Origin of the sequence: Methylocucumis oryzae (assembly GCF_000963695.1) — a bacterium.
GTDB classification, from domain to species: Bacteria; Pseudomonadota; Gammaproteobacteria; order Methylococcales; family Methylomonadaceae; genus Methylovulum; species Methylovulum oryzae.
Genome location: NZ_LAJX01000022.1, coordinates 1 through 17,992, shown reverse-complemented (window position 1 = coordinate 17,992; position 17,992 = coordinate 1). Strand labels below are relative to the sequence as shown.

The window sequence follows — 17,992 nt, the reverse complement described above, 5'->3', positions numbered from 1 at the left end:
GCAGCAACTTGGCAATTAAAAGGGGTAAAAGCGCCTAACATCGCCATCATACAAACGGCAGATACTACGTTAAAAATTTACCATCCAGGTCAAACGCTGCCGAATGGTGATATTCTCAAAAAAGTCTTTATCGATGGCATTACTGTTGAACAAGAGCAAAAATCAAAACATGTGTATTTATTTGGCAAACATCGTTAACACGCGTAACAATTTATCCACCAGCAGCAAAACGGTTTTGCGAAAGCTTACAAGCATTGGCTTGTTGCTAACATTCGCTAGTTTAACAGGTTGTAACATCAAAAACGTCGATTTAACGCTGCCCAGCACATTACCTGAGCCTAAGAAAAAAGCATCGGTGCAAAACAAAGCACCTGACGTAAAACTAGAGCAACAACAACTGTCTAGCAAGCTTTTACCTAATTTACATACCAAGCTGATGCAGCCGCTAACCGAAAAAGCCGCTGATCAACTTAAACTACCCGCTGAAGAAATCGCTATTAACGTCGATGCCTTGCCGTTAAATGAATTTATCCACATGGCATTAGGTGAAATCATGGGCTTGTCATTTGAGATGGATGCGCAAGTTGCCAGTCGCAGGGAACCCGTCACCTTGCATATTACGCAACCGGTGAAACCTAGACGTTTACTCGACATGATTGAACAAACCTTAAGAGCTTATGACATCTTCATCGCGTGGTCACCGCAAGGCTTGCGCGTCATGCCTATTACTAAAGCTGGCTCGACGATTCCGTTAGTGGTCAGCGAACGCAGTAAAGTGTTACTCAACATGGGCAGAGCGATGACGATTATCCCGTTACGCTATGCCGAACCTTCCGAGGCATTATCGTTTGCACGCCATTTCATGCACTTAGGCTCAACCGGGGAAGCCATCGTCAATGCACGCTTAAATGCGTTAGTTGTGATAGACATGCCAGATCGTTTAGCTGCGTTTCAACGTGCGATAGAGCTTATCGACACGCCAAATTTTCAAAACAAAAAACTGCTAATGATTAGGCCGGTGTATTGGCAAGCCTCAGAGCTTACTAAGGCTTTAGAAGAATTGTTAACCGCGCAAGATATTCCATTAGCTAAAGGCGAAACCAAACATGGTGTGCGCATTATCACGGTCGAGCCGATTAACGCTTTAGTTATTGCCTCACCTGAACCGGCCTGGGTTAACTTAATCAATGAGTGGGTAGGAGAATTAGACACGGCAGAAGCCGCCGGTGAGGAATCCAATAGCTATGTTTATTTTGTCAAAAAACGCCAGCGCCAAAGGACTGGGCGAAGTATTATCCAACATCTTAGGTGGAGGCGATACCAACGCCACTAATGCTAGCTCGCTACTTAATAAGCCCACCACTAAAAACCCAGACGAATCCGCCCCAGTCAGCGCCATTGCCGGTAACCGCTCTAAACTCACACAAACCGGTAAAAATAATAATGCCACCGAAGGCGCTGAAACAGCAGCTGGTGAAGGCTTACGCGTAGTCGTCGATGAAGAACGTAATGCATTAATTTTTATAGGTACAGCCAGAGCGTATCGTAGCGCTTACAATTTATTACAGCAGCTTGATAAAGAGCCTAGACAAGTGCTGATTGAAGCGACAGTGGCGGACATTACTTTAGACGATACAACAAAATTAGGCGTGGAATGGCAAGTTGAGCATCAGGATAGTACAGGCAAAGGCGTACTAGGCACCCTAGGTGGGCTGGGAATAGCCACCGGAGGATTAGGCTACGCCTTTACCGCCTCTGATGTTGCTGCAAAAATTAACGCATTAGCGTTGCAAAAAAGGCTAAAATTTTATCCAGCCCACGCTTACTCACTAAAGATAATGAGCAAGCTAGCATACAAGTTGGCTCACAGGTTGCGGTAATCACCAGTAATCTTAGTAATACCCAATCAGCTAATGATAGTGGCACCAACTTGTTAGCAAACTTTACTTATGTGGATACCGGCGTGATTTTAGGCTTTACGCCAACCATCTTAGAAGACGCCAAAGTCGAATTGAAAATCAGTCAAGAAGTGAGTGAAGCTGGCACATCATCTAATAACACACCGCCTATTTTCAAACGCAAAGTTGAAACCGTGCTAACAGCCAATTCGGGTGAAACCATTATGATAGGTGGGTTAATCACGCACAACGAAGACGTAACCGACACCAAGGTGCCGTGGTTAGGCGATATACCCGTATTAGGTTGGCTATTTTCAACGCTTAGCCGTTCAGACAAATCCACTAACATGGTCATCTTAATCACACCGCATATTGTATCTAATTCAGCCGAAGCAGCGTATTTAACCAAAAGCTTTCAAGAGCAAATGAATTGGAATGTAAAAGACGAAATAAGCAAACCAGCTGCCAGTGGTGTTGGCAAATAAATCCCTCAACCGCCAGCAATATTGACAGCCCATTTTTTTATGTAACATTAGTCGCTACCCGATAATCTGTAACGTCTCGAGAGCTGCTATGAACTTCTTATACCCAATCATTTTATTTTCACTCAGTATTGGTCTGTCCGATACTGTATTAGCCAGTAAAAAAATTGCCCGTATGTGATAACAGCCCTAATTGTTTGTCTAGCCAGGCAAAAATTGCTGATAAACAACACTATATTGCCCCTTTAGAAATTAAAGGCGACCCCTATAGAGCTTGGCATGAGTTTAAACAAGCCGTCGCGAAACAGGGACGCATGGTCATTACGCATCAAAATAGTGATAGCGTTCATGCTATCGCAACAAGTTTTTTACTGAGATACATTGATGATATTAATGTCGTATTAGACAGAGATGCCCAACTCATTCATATTCGTTCTGCCTCTCGTGTCAGCCATAAAGAATTTGGTGCTAACCGCAAACGCTTAGAAGCGTTACGTGAAACATTGCAAAAAGCTGGCGTTATTGAATAATGGCAGAGTTTCACACTGGCCTGTTTATTTTTCGCCGTGATTTAAGACTTGAGGATAATACTGGCTTAAATGCTGCGCTGGCATTGTGTCGTCAGGTTGTTCCGTGTTTTATTTTTGATCCTAGACAAACCGAATCCCATCCATACCAAAGCGTGCCTGGATTTCAGTTTATGCTGGAATCATTAGCAGATTTAGCGCAGCAATACCAATCGCTGAATGCAGAATTACTTTTACAGCACGGCTTACCGCATCAGGTAATTAGTGAGTTACATCAAACCCAACGCTTAGACGCTGTGTTTATTAATCGCGATTACACACTGTTTAGCCGACAACGCGATTATGAAATCGCCCAAGCCTGCGCGCAGTTAAATATAAAATTTTTTTTATTATGACGACGCCTTGCTGAATAGTCCTGAACAGCTAGTAAAAGATAATGGCTCGGCTTATCAAGTATTTACACCTTTCCATAAACGTGCAAGGCAACTAGCTGTCGCTAATCCTCAACCACTTGCCGGTCAGCATTTTATTCAACCTTACGCAAACCGTTACAAGCTTTCTAGCATACAGCCAGGAAAGTTAACGCCTCAGCCACACCTTGTTGGCGGTAGACAGCAAAGCCTAGCCATACTCCAGCGCATCGCTAACCAGGCATCCGACTTTAACCGCACAGAGTTAAACGCTAGTTCTCAGCTATCAGCGTATTTAAAATTTGGTACTTGCTCTATTCGAGAAGCGTATTACGCAGTAGCCAGTCGTTTTGGCATGGATCATGACCTGATTAGGCAGTTTTACTGGCGCGATTTCTTTACCCATATTGCTTATCACTTCCCTCATGTGTTTAAACAAGCGTTTAATCCTGCTTGCAATGCCATTGCTTGGGATAATAACGTTGAGCTTTTTAATTTATGGTGTCAAGGCAAAACCGGTTTTCCTATCGTCGATGCCGGAATGCGCCAGCTTAATGCCACCGGCTTTATGCCTAATCGGCTACGCATGATTACGGCTTCATTTTTAGTCAAAGATTTGCATATCAGTTGGCGCTGGGGTGAACGCTATTTTGCCCAGCGCTTAATGGATTATGACCCATGTTTAAATAACGGTAATTGGCAATGGTCAGCCTCAACCGGCTGCGATGCTCAACCTTATTTCAGAATTTTTAACCCGTGGCTACAACAGAAAAAATTTGACCCAAACGGTGATTATATTTACCAATGGTTGCCAGAGCTTAAGCCGATTGCTATTACTACTTTACATGCTTGGTATAAAAACAACGTTAGCTGTGATTATCCCAAGCCTATTGTAGACCACAGCGTTGCCAGCACGCTCAGCAAACAACGCTTTCAGGCCGTTATGCAGCGCTCATAACAACTGGTTTTGTTGCTCGTATAATGCCTGTAAATCGTTAAACGTAATCGTTGCAATCACCGTTTGAGCGTCATCTAAAATTTCGTATAACAAGCCGTCACCACGAATACTAAACAAGATAATCACATCGCACTCATCGCCGCCGCCTTCGCTATGTGGCTCATCGCTAGGCAGGCTGCGGGTATACTTGCCCGTCGGTCTCACCTCTTTCAAACTACCATCAGGGTAATAAAGTCTATGTTCACCTTGAATGACAAAAAGCGTATTTAACGCCTTATGCCGGTGTAAGACGATTTTTTGCCCGGCAGCAAATTTAAACAATAAATCAGCAATATGCCCATCACTGTCAACATCTAAAATGAAATACCATAAATGTTCAAAGTTGCCTAAGGTTTGCCAACGAATACGGCTATCGTCAAAACGGTATAAACTCATACTATGTGCCTCTGTTTTGGTTTAGTGAAAGCAGCATCATAGCTGCTTAGCTGGATTCGGTAAGCAGTGATTTTCCCCATAAATACGGGCGATTTACCCGCCACTCATAGCATGTAGCGTATTCATCTCGCTTTCATATAAATGGTACAATTGGCACAAATGAAACAAATGAATTGGAATGAAGTTTCGCACAAGTCCTCTTTTTCAAAAAGTGTGAATTTCTACCCAGACACGCTTAAGTTTTATGTCAAAATAGTGCGTTTAAATTCCTCCTTTTTAGACGAGATAATTATGAGTAATGTATTTAGTTTTACCGGAACCGTTGGCCGCGATGCCGAAGTAAGATACACGCCTGCAGGCCTAGCTATACTGACTGTTTCAGTTGCCAATAATGTTGGCTTTGGTGATAAACAACAAACTTTATGGGTACGCGTGAGCGTATTTGGCAAACGTGCTGAAGGCGCTTTGCAAAATTACTTAAAAAAAAGGTCAGCAAGTGTTTGTATCCGGAGAGTTATCGTTAAATGAATACAAAGCTCAAGACGGTAGCGCTAAAACTAGCTTGGAATTAAATGCCAATATTATTGATTTAGTCGGCAAACGAAGCGAACCCAGTGCTCAAAGCTACGATAATTCAGCCAATAAACCGGCAACGCGTAGTCAAGCCAATAATACTAGCTTAGATAATTTTGACGAACCTTATGATGATGGTATCCCTTTTTAATAAGGCGCTCAATGGGCTGAATAATCAGCATCAGTTGTAACCAATAGCTTTACCAGGGGGTTTTTATGAGCCAAGACGACAATTATTTTGTTATCGAATCCACCGAACAAAAAAAAAAAATTGATGTTAACGACCTTAAAATAGGTATGTTCGTCTCTGCGCTGGACAGGCCTTGGTTACAAACCAAATTTTTTATTTCAAGGCTTTGAATTAAAAACCCCAGAAGATATAGAGGCAGTACAACAGCAATGTGAATACGTTTTATATCGACACCACCAAGGAAACTAAGGTAGAACGATTTAACAAATTCAATACGGCTTATAGCCTAGATTATTTAGAAAAAGCCATACCGCCTAAGCCGCGCACCGATATAAAACACGAAATCAAAAGCGCCGTAACCGTTCATAGAAAAACCAGTAATTTGGTAAAAACGTTTATGGAAGAAGTGAAATTTGGTAAGCCTATAAACGCTATGGCCGCTAAAGTGGTTGTCAATAACTGCGTTGAAAGTATTTTAAATTCGCACAATGCCTTAATGCTATTAACGCAATTAAAAAAACGCGATGAGTACACTGCGCAACACAGCATGAATGTCTGTATTTTTTCTATCGCTCTAGGCCGACAAATCAATTTACCTACCCCTGAGTTAAACAAAGTTGGCTTATGCGGACTAATGCACGATATAGGTAAGATGTTGATTCCAAATGAAATATTAAATAAGCCCGACAGATTCACCGCTGAAGAATTGGACATCATGAAACAGCATACTAGCAAAGGTTATCGGTTGTTACTCAATACCGCTGATATGCTTGGCAGTGCCATAGACGTTGCCCACATGCACCATGAGCGTTTAGATGGTAAAGGCTATCCCCGGCAATTAACCGCAGAACGCATTAGCCATTACGCCAAAATAGTCGCTATTACGGATATGTATGATGCCATTACCAGTGATCGCGTGTATCAAAATGGGCGTTCACACCTAGATGCAATTAAACTGCTCACTGAATCATCAATGAATGGCCATTTAGATTCTGGCCTAACAATGAAATTCATCGAGTGCTTAGGCATTTATCCCGTAGGTAGTGTGGTCGAATTAACCAGTGGTGAAACCGGTTTAGTCATAGAAATACACGCTAAAGCCAAGCTAAAACCCAAAATATTAATGCTGAAGGATCAAAATAAAAAAACCTGCAATCCTTTTGTCATTGATTTATCGTTAGACAGTTACCGTCAATATGGCATTAAAAAAATACTGCGCGCGGAAGAATGTGATATAGACTTAATTCGCCACTACCAAAACGGCTTACTAGAACGCTCTATCTCTACCGCCTAAGCCATACCGTTCCTTATTACCCATTCACTTATGTCCATACCTTATTGGCGTTTATCTAGCTTTTATTTTTTTTACTTTGCCGCTCTTGGCAGTTTTACTCCCTATTGGAGTTTATATCTAAAAAATACCGGCTTTAATAATGTTGAAATAGGTGAGCAGTTTGCGCTGCTTGTCGGGGTTAGAATTTTAGCCTCGAATTTTTGGGGGTGTATAGCTGATCACACTGAGCGGCGCTTACTGATTATTCGGACAACTTCTCTCATTTCGGCGCTTATATTTGCTAGTTTTATGTGGGCTAAGGGTTATCTTTGGTTTGCAGGGATTACGGTAGCACTGAGTTTTTTCTGGAATGCAGGCCTGCCCCAGTTTGAAACCGTAACCTTGTTGCATCTTAAAGAAGAGCCGCAACGCTACAGTAAAATTAGACTTTGGGGCTCTATAGGCTTTATTGTTGCCGTATCCAGTGTAGGCGAAGCTATAGACCGTTTTAGCTCTGCTGTCTTACCGATGGCTATTACTGCATTGCTAGCTTTAACTGGGTTTAGCGCACTATTCGTACCTAACGCCCAATCCACACAACACGATGCTGAACCGGTTGGTTTTCTACGTCTATTATTTAAAACCGAAGTGCTCATGTTTTTACTGGTGGGCATGTTAGTGCAAATCGCCCATACACCCTATTATGTGTTTTATTCTATTTATCTAAAACAACAGCATTACGCAGGTTCCATCATCGGTGGTTTATGGGCATTAGGCATTATCGCCGAAATCTTATTATTCTTAGTTATGAAGCGGCTGCAAACTCGGTTCTCTATGCGTAGTATTTTTTTAGCGAGTTTATTGCTTTCTATCGTCAGATGGTTACTGATTGGCTTTTTCCCCGACAATTTATACCTGTTATTGTCTGCGCAACTTTTACACGCAGCGACATTTGGCGGTGTGCATGTCGCGTCGATTCACTTTGTACGCATGTATTTTGGCAAACTACATCAGGGCAAGGGTCAAGCTTTATATGCTAGCTTATGTTTTGGACTAGGCGGCATGATAGGCAGTTTTTACGGCGGCTATTTTTGGGACAAAGCAGGAGCTGATTTTGTCTTTTCAATCGGTGCGTGTGCTTGCACGCTGGCATTATTGCTTAGCTTTATTTGGATAGGCCGCAACCCGCACAGATTTAATGCATTCAGCTAAAATAATGCGCCAAGGCTCAATTTATTAAAACCCATAGGACATACTGTGTTTGAAATTATTAAAAGTGGCGGTTGGATGATGTTACCGCTGATTTTATGCTCAATTACCGCAATGGCGATTATTGCCGAACGCTTTTGGAGTTTACAACGAAAAAAAATCATCCCGCCCGGTTTGGTTAAACAAGTATGGGCGGTATCCCGAGAAAAAAAACTAGATGACCACATTTTAGACCGGCTTAGAGACAGCTCGTGTTTAGGCTATATCATGGCGGCTGGCCTTGCTAACAGTCATTATGGTCGTGATGTCATGAAAGAATGCATAGAAGAAGCCGGTCGGCAAGTGGTTTATAAGCTAGAACGGTATTTAAACACGTTAGGTACGATTGCCTCAATCACACCGTTACTCGGCTTACTCGGTACGGTTGTCGGTATGATTCAAGCCTTTAGCGCTATTGTTGCCCAAGGTATTGGCGACCCCGCAGTATTAGCCGAAGGTATTTCCGTCGCATTAATTACCACGGCGGCGGGACTCACTGTTGCGATTCCTAGCCTAATTTTTCACCGTTATTTTGAGCGCTTAGTCGATGAATACATTATAGAAATGGAAGCCGATGCGCTGAGACTTGTCGATATTTTGCATGGCGAACGTGAGGTATTACTATGAATTTTCGCAGAAAACGCCGGATACCTCCGGAAATCTCGATGACTTCAATGGTTGATGTAGTGTTATTGCTATTATTTTTCTTCATGTCGTGCAGTACATTTAGCCGACAAACCGAAGTCAAAATAAACCTACCCGAAGCCGATTCCGAAGCCGCTACCGATTACCCTAACAGCGTAATTTTATCGATTGATGCTGATGGTAACTATTACTTACAAGGTAGCGACGGGCTAACACATGAGCTAGTTAATAAAAAAAAGTCGATACCTTAGTCCATGCCTTACGCAAAATCGCCGTTAATCCCGAACAAACTCCGTTTATTATTAACGCCGATGGCAACAGTCCGCATCAAGCCGTCATTAACGCGATGCAAGCTTCTAACCTGGTAGGGTTTAACCATATTAGTTTTTCCACCCTTAGACCGGATGCACAACCATGAACTTAACAACTCAATTCGCCAGACTTAGCCAATGGGCTGAACGCGTCTGGTATAAAGACCCTTTCTTAGGCGTATGGTTAATGCCATTAGGTTTTTTCTATAGCGACATAGTCCGTTTTAGAAAATTTTTATACCGTATTGGCGTATTAAAATCGCATAAACTAGCCGCGCCCGTCATTATTGTCGGTAATATCACGGTAGGCGGCACCGGTAAAACTCCGCTAGTGATTTGGTTAGCGCAGTATTTACGCCAACAAGGTTATAACCCTGGCGTGATTAGTCGAGGTTTTAAAGGACAAGTGCAATGCTCACCGCAACTAGTCAACACTAATAGCAGCCCAGAACACGTCGGTGATGAAGCCATTCTCATCGCCAAACACAGCGGCGGCCCGGTCGCGGTCTGCCCAGACCGAGCCGCAGCCGGACGCCTGCTGATTGAACAACATCAGTGTAATCTTATTATCGCCGATGATGGCCTACAACATTACGCGTTACAAAGAGACATAGAAATCGCTGTTATCGACGGTCAACGCCGATTTGGCAATAGCTATTGCCTACCCGCCGGCCCTTTACGCGAGCCGATTAACCGTTTACAAAGTGTGGATTTAATTGTCGTCAACGGGGAGCGTTACGAAGATAACGAACTCACTATGCGCATGATTGGCACACACGCGATTAATTTAATAACGGGACAAACTAAAGCGTTATCCGACTGGGCCGGTGCGTCATGCCATGCCTTAGCCGGAATAGGCAATCCACAACGCTTTTTTGATCTATTACACGCCGCAGGCTTACTCTGTGACACCGTCAGCCTACCTGACCATCATCTATTCCATGCTAGCGATATCCAATTTAGCGATACCAAACCGGTACTCATGACTGAAAAAGATGCGGTTAAATGCTTAGCCTTTGCCGATGAACGGCATTGGTATGTACCGATTACCGCCGAACCGGAGCAAGAGTTTGTTAGGCGGTTGATGGAGATAGTTAACAATAAACTATAAAAATAGCTTACAAAACAATATCTTTGATTCCTAAAGAAATAACATCGGCTCAAGATTTAAGACTACTCTGCCCTATTATGTTAAAACAGCATTACTACGATACCCAATCATTTTAATAATAAAAACTAAAATGCAGGCTCAATCCTTAATATCTCGACTTTTAGGAATCATTAACCGGTTAAACTGCCTTTTTTTATACCACTCCACCACACGGAAGGCGAATAGTAAAAAAATAACTAGGGCATAAAACACTGGCTGCATCAAATTGCCTTTAAGTTGCCAAAAATAGTGAATAATCACCGCAATAGATGCTAGGTAAATAGAACGGTGAAGCTTTTTCCATGCCTTGCCCAGCAATATTTTTTGCCGATTTAGGGGATGTAATGGCCAATAATAAAATAATGATATAGGCAAATAACCCAAACCAGATATACGAACTTTCCACAACATCGGTAACAATTATCGACCATGCCAGTGCGTGGTCGATATATAGATAAGATAGTACATGTAAGCTTGCATAAAAAAACGCATACAACCCAAACAATTGGCGGTAGTTAGCCATTCCAGACCACTTAGTAATTTTTTGAATTGGAGTGATTGCTAATGTCACACACAAAAAACGTAAAGACCAGTCACCCAAACGAATATGCAATGCTTGAATGGGATTAGCGCCCAAGTTATCGAACGCAATATCGATAGCTATCCAACATAGAGGTATTAAAGAAACTGTAATACACAAATTCTTGAGTTTAAAGCATTTCTGAAACAATAACACCCAGCCGACGTTCAATAGAGGCGTCTTAAGCGATGCCCCTAGGTAAGACTTATTCAAAGTTTCCCTGATAATATCGAATAACATTAGAAAAAATGCACCAAGTCCATATCTTTGTACATAGAGGCCACTTGATCTCCGTAACCGTTAAATAATTCTGTTTGTCTTCTCGGTGAAAAAAAACGACTGCCTAACTGTCTTTCGCTGAATTGACTCCAGCGCGGATGTGGTACGGATGGGTTAACATTGGCATAAAAACCATATTCTTTAGGTGCATATTTATTCCAAGTCGTTGTCGGTGCATTTTTTAGTAATTCGATTTTGACAATGGCTTTTATACTTTTGAATCCATATTTCCAGGGAACTACGAGCCGTATTGGCGCACCGTTTTGATTTGGTAATATTTCTCCATACATGCCAACCGCCAATATAGTCAACGGATGAACGGCTTCATCGATACGCAGTCCTTCAACGTAAGGCCATTCCAGCATCCTGTTCCGCATTGTTTCTGGTTGATGGACAGAGGTAAATTTGACAAATTTTGCTGTCGACAACGGCTTAACACGTTTCAATAAGCTTGCGAGCGGAAAGCCAATCCACGGCACGACCATTGACCAACCTTCGACGCAACGGAGACGATAAACAAATTCCTGCGGGGCTTGCTGCTTTAACAAGTCTTCCATTTGAAGTGTTAAAGGATTTTCGACTTCGCCGATAATTTCAACAGACCAGGGGTTAATATTGAGTTTATGCGCCAAATGCGTTGAATCTTCTTTATTAAAAGTGAATTCGTAATAGTTTGTATAATTCTTGACAAGGTCTATAGGGTGGGGTTCCTATGTTGGCAATCGCGTCCTCGCTAAGCAAATTTTTCCTATCAAGTTGTTCAGTGGCGAATGCTGATGAAATTGGTGACCCTGAAACAGCAGAGGCAAACAAAGCTTTGATTATTTCTCGACGCTGTTTGAATACATGTGGGTCTGTAATTTCACTTGATGGTATAGCTTTTTGTGTTTTAATAATCATGCATAACCTAAAGACTAAATAGATTCGATTGGCACAACCAAATCTGGTATCACGAGTTCAAAAAAATCAAACATTCAAATCGTAAAAATGTGAAATTTAGAGAAAGAATTCATGTAGATTTTAATTTAAATTAATAAAGAATGAGTTTTGTTATCAAAACTTACAATTTGGTTAAGCCTCTTCATATATCTAACGCATTATCATAGATTTAATAAGTCGGATAAGCGTTTAATTTCACTTTCCGTATCGACTTGATAGGTTATGTCATACTGAACTCCAAGGTAATACAGCACGACGCCCTTACTATCCAATAGAGGCGTTACTTTAAGATGGTTATGGAATAAAGTACCGTCTTTCTTGTAATTTCGTAGCGTTACTTCAACTACTTCATGATTTTTCATCGCTTCTTTTATTTTGTATCGAGCATCTTGAGACCTATCCTCTCCTTGAAGAAACCGGCAATTCTTTCCAACTATGTCTTCATCTCTATATCCCGTTAATCTTTCAAATGCCTTGTTGGCATAAATTATGGGACAATCTTCCAAATCAGGATCGGCTAATGTTACGCCATTGACACATTCGTCTAAAATGGCAGTTAAAACTTGAGGGATAAGACCGTTGTCTTTCTTTACAATAAATGGCATAAAATGACTCCCAGGTTATAACTAACAAGCAAGCTGAGAATAGTCAGCTATTATTAGTTCTTTAATATTTTCAACCGTATTTTCAGCACCATCTTCAATAGCAACGCGAATTAACTTTTCAAATGGCCTCATAAAAATCTCAATTTCCAGAAGATCAAACCTGAAAGTCAGCTTGGTTTGAACATCTTCTCCTGTTTCTTCAATTTGAAAAGTTTTGTTTATAAGGCTTATCTAAGCCTTGTAATACAAACAGTGAATTTGGCCTGAATTCAGTAATTTCAAAAACTGATTCAATTAACGCTTCATTATCTTGTCGAACCTGTCTACCTTTAGCGCCTATAAAAACCTTATCGCCATCCAAAGATTGCAACTCTATGACTTCGGGCGCCCATTTTTGGTAATTTAGAAAAAAGTTTTCAGCGATAAAGCAGAACACATCTTGTGTTTTGGCTTTGACAAAAATACTGGCTTCACCAAAAACTTGCTTAGTAGTTCCAAACGATAGCATTACCATCACCCACGATTACATTTTCATGGTGGCTAACTTATCAGCATATTTTTAGTTGACAATGTATTGCTTTAAAATTTATAAAAATTGCCAAATTGATACTTAAGACTAAGGCTACACACTTTAGCAGGGACAGGGTATTTAGGGTGTTGGCAGCAGGGATGCTGCCAACACAAGCCTACAGGGATGTATTCACGGCATCCTGCACCCTGAATACCCTGTTCCGCCTTACGTTGGTAGCCCCAGACTTAAAAAGCTCTTTTGCTAAATCTTCTTTCGCTCTTGCCTGCTATAAGGCTATAAAAAATTCATGGAAATGAATTATTCAGCAGAATTTTTTAGTGCTATAAGCACAAGTAAAAATTAAACTGTGTTACCTTAAAATCTTTTCTAGTTATTAAAATAATTCCTAGAATCACATATTTTTTCCAAAAGAAGTGTTTCAAATTACAGTTTGAATTTTATGTCTAGCTCCATTCCTTGACAAAGCGCCAACCACCGTTAACCTAAGTTTGCAAAAAATAGTTTTTGTCAATAATTATATGGGGCACACATGAACTTCTTAACCACAAAAAATACAGTAAAAGTACTATCTGCAATTTCATTAATTTTCAGCGTAAATATCAGCCAGAATGCAAGCGCTACGGAACATGAAAAGATGTGTAAAGAACATATACAAAACAAAATCGCTTGGGATACGAGTGATGGTGCAGGTGCGTATAAATGGGAAGACGCAAACCTAGAAAACTTATGTAAAGGTACAAAAACCCCTGAAGAACCGGGCGAGTGTTTTCATAAAGTGATGACAGGGCATATCAAATGGGGAGACAGCGATAAATGGGAATGGAAAAATGCCATCGCCCTTTGTGCAGGAACGGATGATGCGGATGAAAAGATAGCTTGCTTTGAAGGAAGAATAAAAGCGGGTGAAAAGTGGGATGCTGCAATTTTTCAGTGTAAATCAAATAACAGCGGTTTGAATAACAAGGTTCCAGAATAAAAAATCATAGTTTAAACAAATAGTTGAGATTTTTTCACATTGGGTAATGACAAAGAATTTAGAAGCCCATCATGAACTAAGCGACCCCGACTATAGCAATACACACTGCCAATAATGCATCTTACACCGAGTAATTTAAGGTCGTGCTGAAATTAGCTTAATAATATTAAACTTAATTCCCAGTAAAATCTTGACTGTACTCGGTGTAGGCTCATTATAAATTATGTACTATAACTATTAAGAAGACATAGTAAATCCGAAATAGGCGTATAAACTACTAAATATAATGATTAGTTTAGTTTTAGTTATGATTACAGGAATTATTTTTAGTACTAGATAAATCCTTATCTATCTTGATGCAAATTCTGATTCTGAACGGTAACCAAGAGCCTGTCACTATAGACACAAAACAAGACGCCTCATCTGGCCTTTTCTAATCTTTCTAAACTTTAATGGTTAAAGTTACTGATTTTAGAGTGCAAGCAGCTTGCTAATTCTAGCGATACCCCTATAATGTCGGGCTGCTTTCAGGTTCCGAGGGATAAAGCCTTCGGTTAAACGGGAAGTCGGTGAGGTTTAAAACCAAGTCCGACGCTGCCCCCGCAACGGTAAATAAGTTAAGAATCATCATAAGGTCACTGTGTTAAACATGGGAAGACGATGATTCGGGTCAATCCCACTTATAAGCCCGGAGACCGGCCTAAAGCGATTCGGCGCAGCGGAGGGCTAGTGTCTCGAAACTACGGCCCTATTGCGCCCAATGCTTTCGCGTGTTGTCCTCTGCTGTTATTTTTATCCGCTATGCGCGGGTGGCGCAGAGGCTTTATGAAATCTCACATCACTATCTTTCTCATCGCTAGCACTTATCCTGTGATTAGTGCCGCACAATCATCTATAGACTCATCTTTAATAACCCCTTTACCCGATGTCGTGGTAACAGCAACCCGTGTTGATACCCCTGACAATCAATTAGCGACAGGCACTACAGTAATTACGCGTCAAGATATTGATAATAGTCAGTTTAAAACCTTACCGGATATTTTAAAAACGGTACAAGGCGTAGAGATTAGCCAAAGCGGTGGTTATGGCCAAACCACCGATTTATTTTTACGCGGCTCAAATCCTAGCCATGTCTTAGTCCTTATCGATGGGATTAAAGTAGGCTCAATAACATCAGGTACTATGTCTTATGAATTAATACCGGTAGACCAAATTGAGCGCATAGAAATCATACGCGGCCCTCAATCGAGCTTGTATGGCTCGGAGGCAATAGGTGGCGTGATTCAAATCTTTACTCGTAAAGCCGACAGTGAACAACAAACCCGTGTATCGTTAGAGGCAGGGGGTGGCACGTATGATACAGCGCATGTCGCAGGCTCGGTCAATGGTCGTTATGGCGCTAATTGGTTTAGCTTAGGCGTATCGAATATCAACTCACAAGGTTTTAACAACAAACAAAATAGCGACCCCGATGCCGATGGCTATGACAATACCGGTTTGAATGCGCGTATAGGTCATAAATTCAGCAATAATGCCGAATTAGAAGCCTTTTTTTATGCGCACACAAGGCATAACAGAATATGATTCCAATTACGGCGGCAATCATTCAGAATTTGCTAATCAAGTCGTAGGCATCAATGGACATATCGACTTTTTACCGCGCTGGCGTAGTCTGTTACGGCTAGGACAGAGTTTAAATCAATTAGATACGTTTTATAACACGGGGGTATTTGAAAGCCGTTTTAATACTACACGCTGGAATTTAAGTTGGTTGAATCAAATTACTTTATCCGATAAACATCAATTGACATTAGGTACAGATTACCGCGTTGACGAGGCTGAGAGCAATGACTTAGATACGTTTCACCCTGGTTTTGACACTTACCTTGCTAGCTCGCGCTATGATGTCGGTGTGTTTACTGAGCTGCACAGCCAGCTCTGGGATAACCATTTTATCAATGCCTCGCTACGCTGGGATGAAAATCAAGCATTCGGCGATTATGTCACCGGTAGTATAGGCTGGCGCTATAACAGCCCTTGGGGAATTAGTCCGTTTGCCAGTTTTGGTAACGCGTTTAAAGCGCCAACGTTTAATGAACTGTATTGGCCTGATACGGGTTTTGGCGGTGGTAATCCCCTGTTAAAACCGGAAGAATCAGAAACCGTTGAAGTTGGCTTAGCCGGTCAACACCGCTATTTACAATGGGAATTACGCGCTTACCATACTAATGTAGAGAATTTAATTTCTGGTTGGCCACCGGTTAATGTTGGTAAAGCCAGAATAGAAGGCATAGAAGCCGAGTTTAGTACCGAATGGGCAGGCTGGCGGCCTAAGTTAACAATGAGTTTGTTAGAGCCTATTGATACAACAACAGGGTTGCGTTTACAGCGGCGAGCAGATAAGTCACTAGCATTTGATTTATCAAAAAACACTAGGCCAGGTCGACTTAGGCATGAATGTGCTGGCAAAAGGCGATAGACCCGATATAGACTATGACACCTATCCTTCTAGGCGCGTACAACTGGCAGGTTATGTCACGGTTGATTTGCGCGCAGCCTGGCATATTACGAAAGCGTTTTCAATAGCCGCTAAGTTAAACAATTTATTAGACCAAAATTATCAAACGGCTTATTCATATTACACGCCGCATAGAAATTTCTTTATCGATTTACATTATACCGGAACACTTTTTTTAGGAGATTGACGATGATAAGCAAGCTACATACCCATAAGATAACAAGCCCTTTGTTATTAATTGCGTTAATGGTAGTTACCCGCTACCACCATTTTGGCGACGCGTTACACTTACCCGATGCCTCATTAGCGGTGTTTTTCTTAGCGGGATATAGCCGTTCGTTACCTTACCGCAAAGCCTTTTTTTGGCTTTTTATTACTGATGGCAGGGCTGATTGATTACGCAGCGATTGCGGCAGGCACTAGTGCATGGTGTGTATCGCCAGCGTATGTGTTTTTAGTGCCGACGTATGGCTTAATGTGGTGGGGTGGCCAATTAGCTGCATCATTACAGACGCAAGCGCATGGTTTAGTTAAAGCAATGAGTATGACATTACCCGCTACGTTCGCTGCGTTTACCGTATCCAACCTAAGTTTTTATTGGTTATCTGGTAAATTTTCTGACATGGGCTTCATTGAATACGCTAGCCGTGTCGCTAAGTATTTTCCTCAATACTTAGGTGCTGCGGTGTTTTATGTGTTATGCGCGTTAGTCATCGTGAACGTGCTACAACGAGTAAAAATAAAGCCTGTGTCAATGCCAGACTAGCTAAGCCACTAGTTGCCAAGGTACTCTCGAACCTTGGCAAGGCCCTTCCCTGTTATCCCATCTTAAACCCAGCAAAAAAACCTGCTGCGGCGCTCACGCCTTTACTGGTAATACTAGATAACCGCTTTTGCAAAAACTCACCTGATGAAACGGCAGCGTGCGTGGCCGTATTAGCCGCATGTTGTAAATCCGCATCGCTAATGTCAACCACACCGTAGTATTCGCTAACAAATAACAACACTACGGCAGCCCCCCTAAAAATAACGCAAGGCGTAGCATTTTTTTAGCAAAATAACCAACGGACATGCCAATCACAAAAGGCGCGCCGATATTACCTAAAAGAAAACGTGGAAGAAAAAAGATCTTGAAAAGAATTTGTCGTCAAAGTCGTATTATTCATAAGCGAAGGCTGATAACGCATAAGTGCGAAGTTGTTTAAACGTTTTCATTATAACGCAGAGGTGCATAAACCATAGTGAGGATAACGTATCTACAATGCTGAAGCTTAGTTTGCAGCAAAGTTTACATTTTTGTGGTTTTTTGCAAAAAAACAACACAACTGTTAACATAAATCTGCACAAATCGATTGGGCAACCGCATGAACTCTAAACAAATGAAAAAGTGGCTTGAGCAACAAGGCGCTACGTTTAAACCTGGCAAAGGTTCTCATTTAAAAGTGTTTTTGAACGGCAGGCAA

The 17,992-nt window shown here is 41.6% G+C and carries 29 protein-coding genes and 1 riboswitch; of the genes, 22 read left to right on the top strand and 7 right to left on the bottom strand.

What is annotated here, in order from left to right; all coding sequences use genetic code 11:
- From VZ94_RS25735 to VZ94_RS03090, 7 genes are all read left to right on the top strand, one after another.
- Positions 1–198: hypothetical protein (locus tag VZ94_RS25735; RefSeq protein ID WP_045778122.1), on the top strand; the 198-nt coding region annotated here is incomplete at its 5' end.
- Between the two features lie 37 nt (positions 199–235).
- Positions 236–1,333, top strand: coding sequence for a secretin N-terminal domain-containing protein (locus tag VZ94_RS03110; protein ID WP_157844837.1), 1,098 nt, complete (start codon positions 236–238; stop codon positions 1,331–1,333).
- Positions 1,254–1,880 carry a secretin N-terminal domain-containing protein gene (locus VZ94_RS03105; protein WP_204369031.1) on the top strand — a complete coding sequence of 209 codons (627 nt, stop codon included), beginning with the start codon at positions 1,254–1,256 and terminating at the stop codon, positions 1,878–1,880. Before VZ94_RS03110 ends, VZ94_RS03105 begins: the two co-directional genes overlap by 80 nt.
- A complete protein-coding gene (locus VZ94_RS03100) occupies positions 1,781–2,383 on the top strand; it encodes a secretin GspD/PilQ domain-containing protein (protein WP_082081351.1) in 603 nt (200 codons plus the stop codon). Before VZ94_RS03105 ends, VZ94_RS03100 begins: the two co-directional genes overlap by 100 nt.
- Positions 2,384–2,577: 194 nt before the next feature.
- Complete coding sequence (locus VZ94_RS03095) at positions 2,578–2,910, top strand: DUF1499 domain-containing protein (RefSeq protein WP_239649591.1); 333 nt, start codon at positions 2,578–2,580, stop codon at positions 2,908–2,910.
- Complete coding sequence (locus VZ94_RS27835; protein WP_239649590.1) at positions 2,910–3,302, top strand: deoxyribodipyrimidine photo-lyase; 393 nt, start codon at positions 2,910–2,912, stop codon at positions 3,300–3,302. Before VZ94_RS03095 ends, VZ94_RS27835 begins: the two co-directional genes overlap by 1 nt.
- 7 nt (positions 3,303–3,309) lie before the next feature.
- A complete protein-coding gene (locus VZ94_RS03090) occupies positions 3,310–4,275 on the top strand; it encodes a cryptochrome/photolyase family protein (protein WP_239649589.1) in 966 nt (321 codons plus the stop codon).
- Here the strand turns inward: VZ94_RS03090 and VZ94_RS03085 are convergent.
- Positions 4,270–4,710: a hypothetical protein gene (locus VZ94_RS03085; RefSeq protein WP_045778118.1), complete on the bottom strand. Its 441-nt coding sequence runs from the start codon at positions 4,708–4,710 to the stop codon at positions 4,270–4,272. The two genes, VZ94_RS03090 and VZ94_RS03085, sit on opposite strands and share 6 nt — an antisense overlap.
- Positions 4,711–4,869: 159 nt before the next feature.
- Between VZ94_RS03085 and VZ94_RS27830 the strand changes: the two genes are divergently transcribed.
- From VZ94_RS27830 to lpxK, 9 genes are all read left to right on the top strand, one after another.
- Positions 4,870–5,238 (top strand): single-stranded DNA-binding protein, encoded by a 369-nt coding sequence (locus VZ94_RS27830; RefSeq protein WP_239649588.1) that lies wholly within the window; start codon positions 4,870–4,872, stop codon positions 5,236–5,238.
- A complete protein-coding gene (locus VZ94_RS27825; RefSeq protein WP_239649587.1) occupies positions 5,207–5,434 on the top strand; it encodes a single stranded DNA-binding domain-containing protein in 228 nt (75 codons plus the stop codon). The genes VZ94_RS27830 and VZ94_RS27825 overlap by 32 nt, the downstream gene beginning before the upstream one ends.
- Before the next feature lie 65 nt (positions 5,435–5,499).
- Positions 5,500–5,643: a DUF3391 domain-containing protein gene (locus VZ94_RS27820; protein WP_082081350.1), complete on the top strand. Its 144-nt coding sequence runs from the start codon at positions 5,500–5,502 to the stop codon at positions 5,641–5,643.
- A gap of 41 nt (positions 5,644–5,684) precedes the next feature.
- The gene (locus VZ94_RS03075; protein ID WP_052700172.1) at positions 5,685–6,767 is read left to right on the top strand and encodes an HD-GYP domain-containing protein; all 1,083 of its coding nucleotides are present in this window, start codon (positions 5,685–5,687) and stop codon (positions 6,765–6,767) included.
- 30 nt (positions 6,768–6,797) lie between these two features.
- Positions 6,798–7,958, top strand: a complete 1,161-nt coding sequence (locus tag VZ94_RS03070) for an MFS transporter (RefSeq protein WP_052700171.1) — start codon at positions 6,798–6,800, stop codon at positions 7,956–7,958.
- A gap of 45 nt (positions 7,959–8,003) precedes the next feature.
- Positions 8,004–8,621: a MotA/TolQ/ExbB proton channel family protein gene (locus tag VZ94_RS03065; RefSeq protein ID WP_045778117.1), complete on the top strand. Its 618-nt coding sequence runs from the start codon at positions 8,004–8,006 to the stop codon at positions 8,619–8,621.
- Positions 8,618–8,890: an ExbD/TolR family protein gene (locus VZ94_RS27815; RefSeq protein ID WP_239649586.1), complete on the top strand. Its 273-nt coding sequence runs from the start codon at positions 8,618–8,620 to the stop codon at positions 8,888–8,890. Before VZ94_RS03065 ends, VZ94_RS27815 begins: the two co-directional genes overlap by 4 nt.
- Before the next feature lie 17 nt (positions 8,891–8,907).
- A complete protein-coding gene (locus VZ94_RS31535; RefSeq protein ID WP_338040213.1) occupies positions 8,908–9,057 on the top strand; it encodes an ExbD/TolR family protein in 150 nt (49 codons plus the stop codon).
- Positions 9,054–10,061: a tetraacyldisaccharide 4'-kinase gene (gene lpxK, locus VZ94_RS03055; RefSeq protein WP_045778116.1), complete on the top strand. Its 1,008-nt coding sequence runs from the start codon at positions 9,054–9,056 to the stop codon at positions 10,059–10,061. Before VZ94_RS31535 ends, lpxK begins: the two co-directional genes overlap by 4 nt.
- A gap of 271 nt (positions 10,062–10,332) precedes the next feature.
- Here lpxK and VZ94_RS03050 read toward each other — a convergent pair whose 3' ends face one another.
- From VZ94_RS03050 to VZ94_RS27810, 5 genes are all read right to left on the bottom strand, one after another.
- Positions 10,333–10,920, bottom strand: coding sequence for a protein-methionine-sulfoxide reductase heme-binding subunit MsrQ (locus VZ94_RS03050; protein ID WP_239649585.1), 588 nt, complete (start codon positions 10,918–10,920; stop codon positions 10,333–10,335).
- Complete coding sequence (gene msrP, locus VZ94_RS03045; RefSeq protein ID WP_109867645.1) at positions 10,920–11,657, bottom strand: protein-methionine-sulfoxide reductase catalytic subunit MsrP; 738 nt, start codon at positions 11,655–11,657, stop codon at positions 10,920–10,922. Before msrP ends, VZ94_RS03050 begins: the two co-directional genes overlap by 1 nt.
- Positions 11,611–11,859 (bottom strand): hypothetical protein, encoded by a 249-nt coding sequence (locus tag VZ94_RS25470; protein ID WP_131655459.1) that lies wholly within the window; start codon positions 11,857–11,859, stop codon positions 11,611–11,613. The genes msrP and VZ94_RS25470 overlap by 47 nt, the downstream gene beginning before the upstream one ends.
- 200 nt (positions 11,860–12,059) lie before the next feature.
- Complete coding sequence (locus VZ94_RS03040) at positions 12,060–12,503, bottom strand: PAS sensor domain-containing protein (protein ID WP_045778115.1); 444 nt, start codon at positions 12,501–12,503, stop codon at positions 12,060–12,062.
- Between the two features lie 199 nt (positions 12,504–12,702).
- Positions 12,703–13,011, bottom strand: coding sequence for an SRPBCC family protein (locus VZ94_RS27810; RefSeq protein WP_239649584.1), 309 nt, complete (start codon positions 13,009–13,011; stop codon positions 12,703–12,705).
- A 553-nt stretch (positions 13,012–13,564) separates the two neighbouring features.
- Here VZ94_RS27810 and VZ94_RS03030 point away from each other — a divergent pair.
- From VZ94_RS03030 to VZ94_RS03020, 6 genes are all read left to right on the top strand, one after another.
- The gene (locus VZ94_RS03030) at positions 13,565–14,011 is read left to right on the top strand and encodes a hypothetical protein (protein ID WP_045778114.1); all 447 of its coding nucleotides are present in this window, start codon (positions 13,565–13,567) and stop codon (positions 14,009–14,011) included.
- 512 nt (positions 14,012–14,523) lie between these two features.
- A riboswitch (cobalamin riboswitch) is annotated at positions 14,524–14,729 on the top strand.
- A gap of 107 nt (positions 14,730–14,836) precedes the next feature.
- Entirely contained in the window at positions 14,837–15,595 is a 759-nt protein-coding gene (locus VZ94_RS27805) for a TonB-dependent receptor plug domain-containing protein (RefSeq protein WP_239649583.1), read from the top strand.
- Positions 15,567–16,490: a TonB-dependent receptor plug domain-containing protein gene (locus tag VZ94_RS27800; RefSeq protein ID WP_239649582.1), complete on the top strand. Its 924-nt coding sequence runs from the start codon at positions 15,567–15,569 to the stop codon at positions 16,488–16,490. The genes VZ94_RS27805 and VZ94_RS27800 overlap by 29 nt, the downstream gene beginning before the upstream one ends.
- Positions 16,465–16,716, top strand: coding sequence for a TonB-dependent receptor (locus VZ94_RS27795; RefSeq protein WP_239649581.1), 252 nt, complete (start codon positions 16,465–16,467; stop codon positions 16,714–16,716). Before VZ94_RS27800 ends, VZ94_RS27795 begins: the two co-directional genes overlap by 26 nt.
- A 2-nt stretch (positions 16,717–16,718) precedes the next feature.
- Positions 16,719–16,925, top strand: coding sequence for a hypothetical protein (locus VZ94_RS27790; RefSeq protein WP_052700170.1), 207 nt, complete (start codon positions 16,719–16,721; stop codon positions 16,923–16,925).
- The gene (locus VZ94_RS03020) at positions 16,909–17,295 is read left to right on the top strand and encodes a hypothetical protein (protein ID WP_052700169.1); all 387 of its coding nucleotides are present in this window, start codon (positions 16,909–16,911) and stop codon (positions 17,293–17,295) included. Before VZ94_RS27790 ends, VZ94_RS03020 begins: the two co-directional genes overlap by 17 nt.
- A 52-nt stretch (positions 17,296–17,347) precedes the next feature.
- Here VZ94_RS03020 and VZ94_RS27785 read toward each other — a convergent pair whose 3' ends face one another.
- Positions 17,348–17,536: an FUN14 domain-containing protein gene (locus VZ94_RS27785; RefSeq protein ID WP_239649580.1), complete on the bottom strand. Its 189-nt coding sequence runs from the start codon at positions 17,534–17,536 to the stop codon at positions 17,348–17,350.
- Between the last annotated feature and the right edge of the window lie 456 nt (positions 17,537–17,992).

Bases quoted from the DNA above. Each gene is read 5' to 3' on its own strand.
- VZ94_RS03040 (WP_045778115.1), bottom strand. From the start codon at position 12,503: ATGCCATTTATTGTAAAGAAAGACAACGGTCTTATCCCTCAAGTTTTA.
- VZ94_RS27835 (WP_239649590.1), top strand. From the start codon at position 2,910: ATGGCAGAGTTTCACACTGGCCTGTTTATTTTTCGCCGTGATTTAAGA.
- VZ94_RS27805 (WP_239649583.1), top strand. From the start codon at position 14,837: ATGAAATCTCACATCACTATCTTTCTCATCGCTAGCACTTATCCTGTG.
- VZ94_RS27795 (WP_239649581.1), top strand. From the start codon at position 16,465: ATGAATGTGCTGGCAAAAGGCGATAGACCCGATATAGACTATGACACC.
- VZ94_RS27815 (WP_239649586.1), top strand. From the start codon at position 8,618: ATGAATTTTCGCAGAAAACGCCGGATACCTCCGGAAATCTCGATGACT.
- VZ94_RS03030 (WP_045778114.1), top strand. From the start codon at position 13,565: ATGAACTTCTTAACCACAAAAAATACAGTAAAAGTACTATCTGCAATT.
- VZ94_RS03070 (WP_052700171.1), top strand. From the start codon at position 6,798: ATGTCCATACCTTATTGGCGTTTATCTAGCTTTTATTTTTTTTACTTT.
- lpxK (WP_045778116.1), top strand. From the start codon at position 9,054: ATGAACTTAACAACTCAATTCGCCAGACTTAGCCAATGGGCTGAACGC.
- VZ94_RS27820 (WP_082081350.1), top strand. From the start codon at position 5,500: ATGAGCCAAGACGACAATTATTTTGTTATCGAATCCACCGAACAAAAA.
- VZ94_RS27810 (WP_239649584.1), bottom strand. From the start codon at position 13,011: ATGCTATCGTTTGGAACTACTAAGCAAGTTTTTGGTGAAGCCAGTATT.
- VZ94_RS27790 (WP_052700170.1), top strand. From the start codon at position 16,719: ATGATAAGCAAGCTACATACCCATAAGATAACAAGCCCTTTGTTATTA.
- VZ94_RS27830 (WP_239649588.1), top strand. From the start codon at position 4,870: ATGAAACAAATGAATTGGAATGAAGTTTCGCACAAGTCCTCTTTTTCA.
- VZ94_RS25470 (WP_131655459.1), bottom strand. From the start codon at position 11,859: ATGATTATTAAAACACAAAAAGCTATACCATCAAGTGAAATTACAGAC.
- VZ94_RS03085 (WP_045778118.1), bottom strand. From the start codon at position 4,710: ATGAGTTTATACCGTTTTGACGATAGCCGTATTCGTTGGCAAACCTTA.
- VZ94_RS03050 (WP_239649585.1), bottom strand. From the start codon at position 10,920: ATGTTATTCGATATTATCAGGGAAACTTTGAATAAGTCTTACCTAGGG.
- VZ94_RS27800 (WP_239649582.1), top strand. From the start codon at position 15,567: ATGCGCACACAAGGCATAACAGAATATGATTCCAATTACGGCGGCAAT.
- VZ94_RS03020 (WP_052700169.1), top strand. From the start codon at position 16,909: ATGGCAGGGCTGATTGATTACGCAGCGATTGCGGCAGGCACTAGTGCA.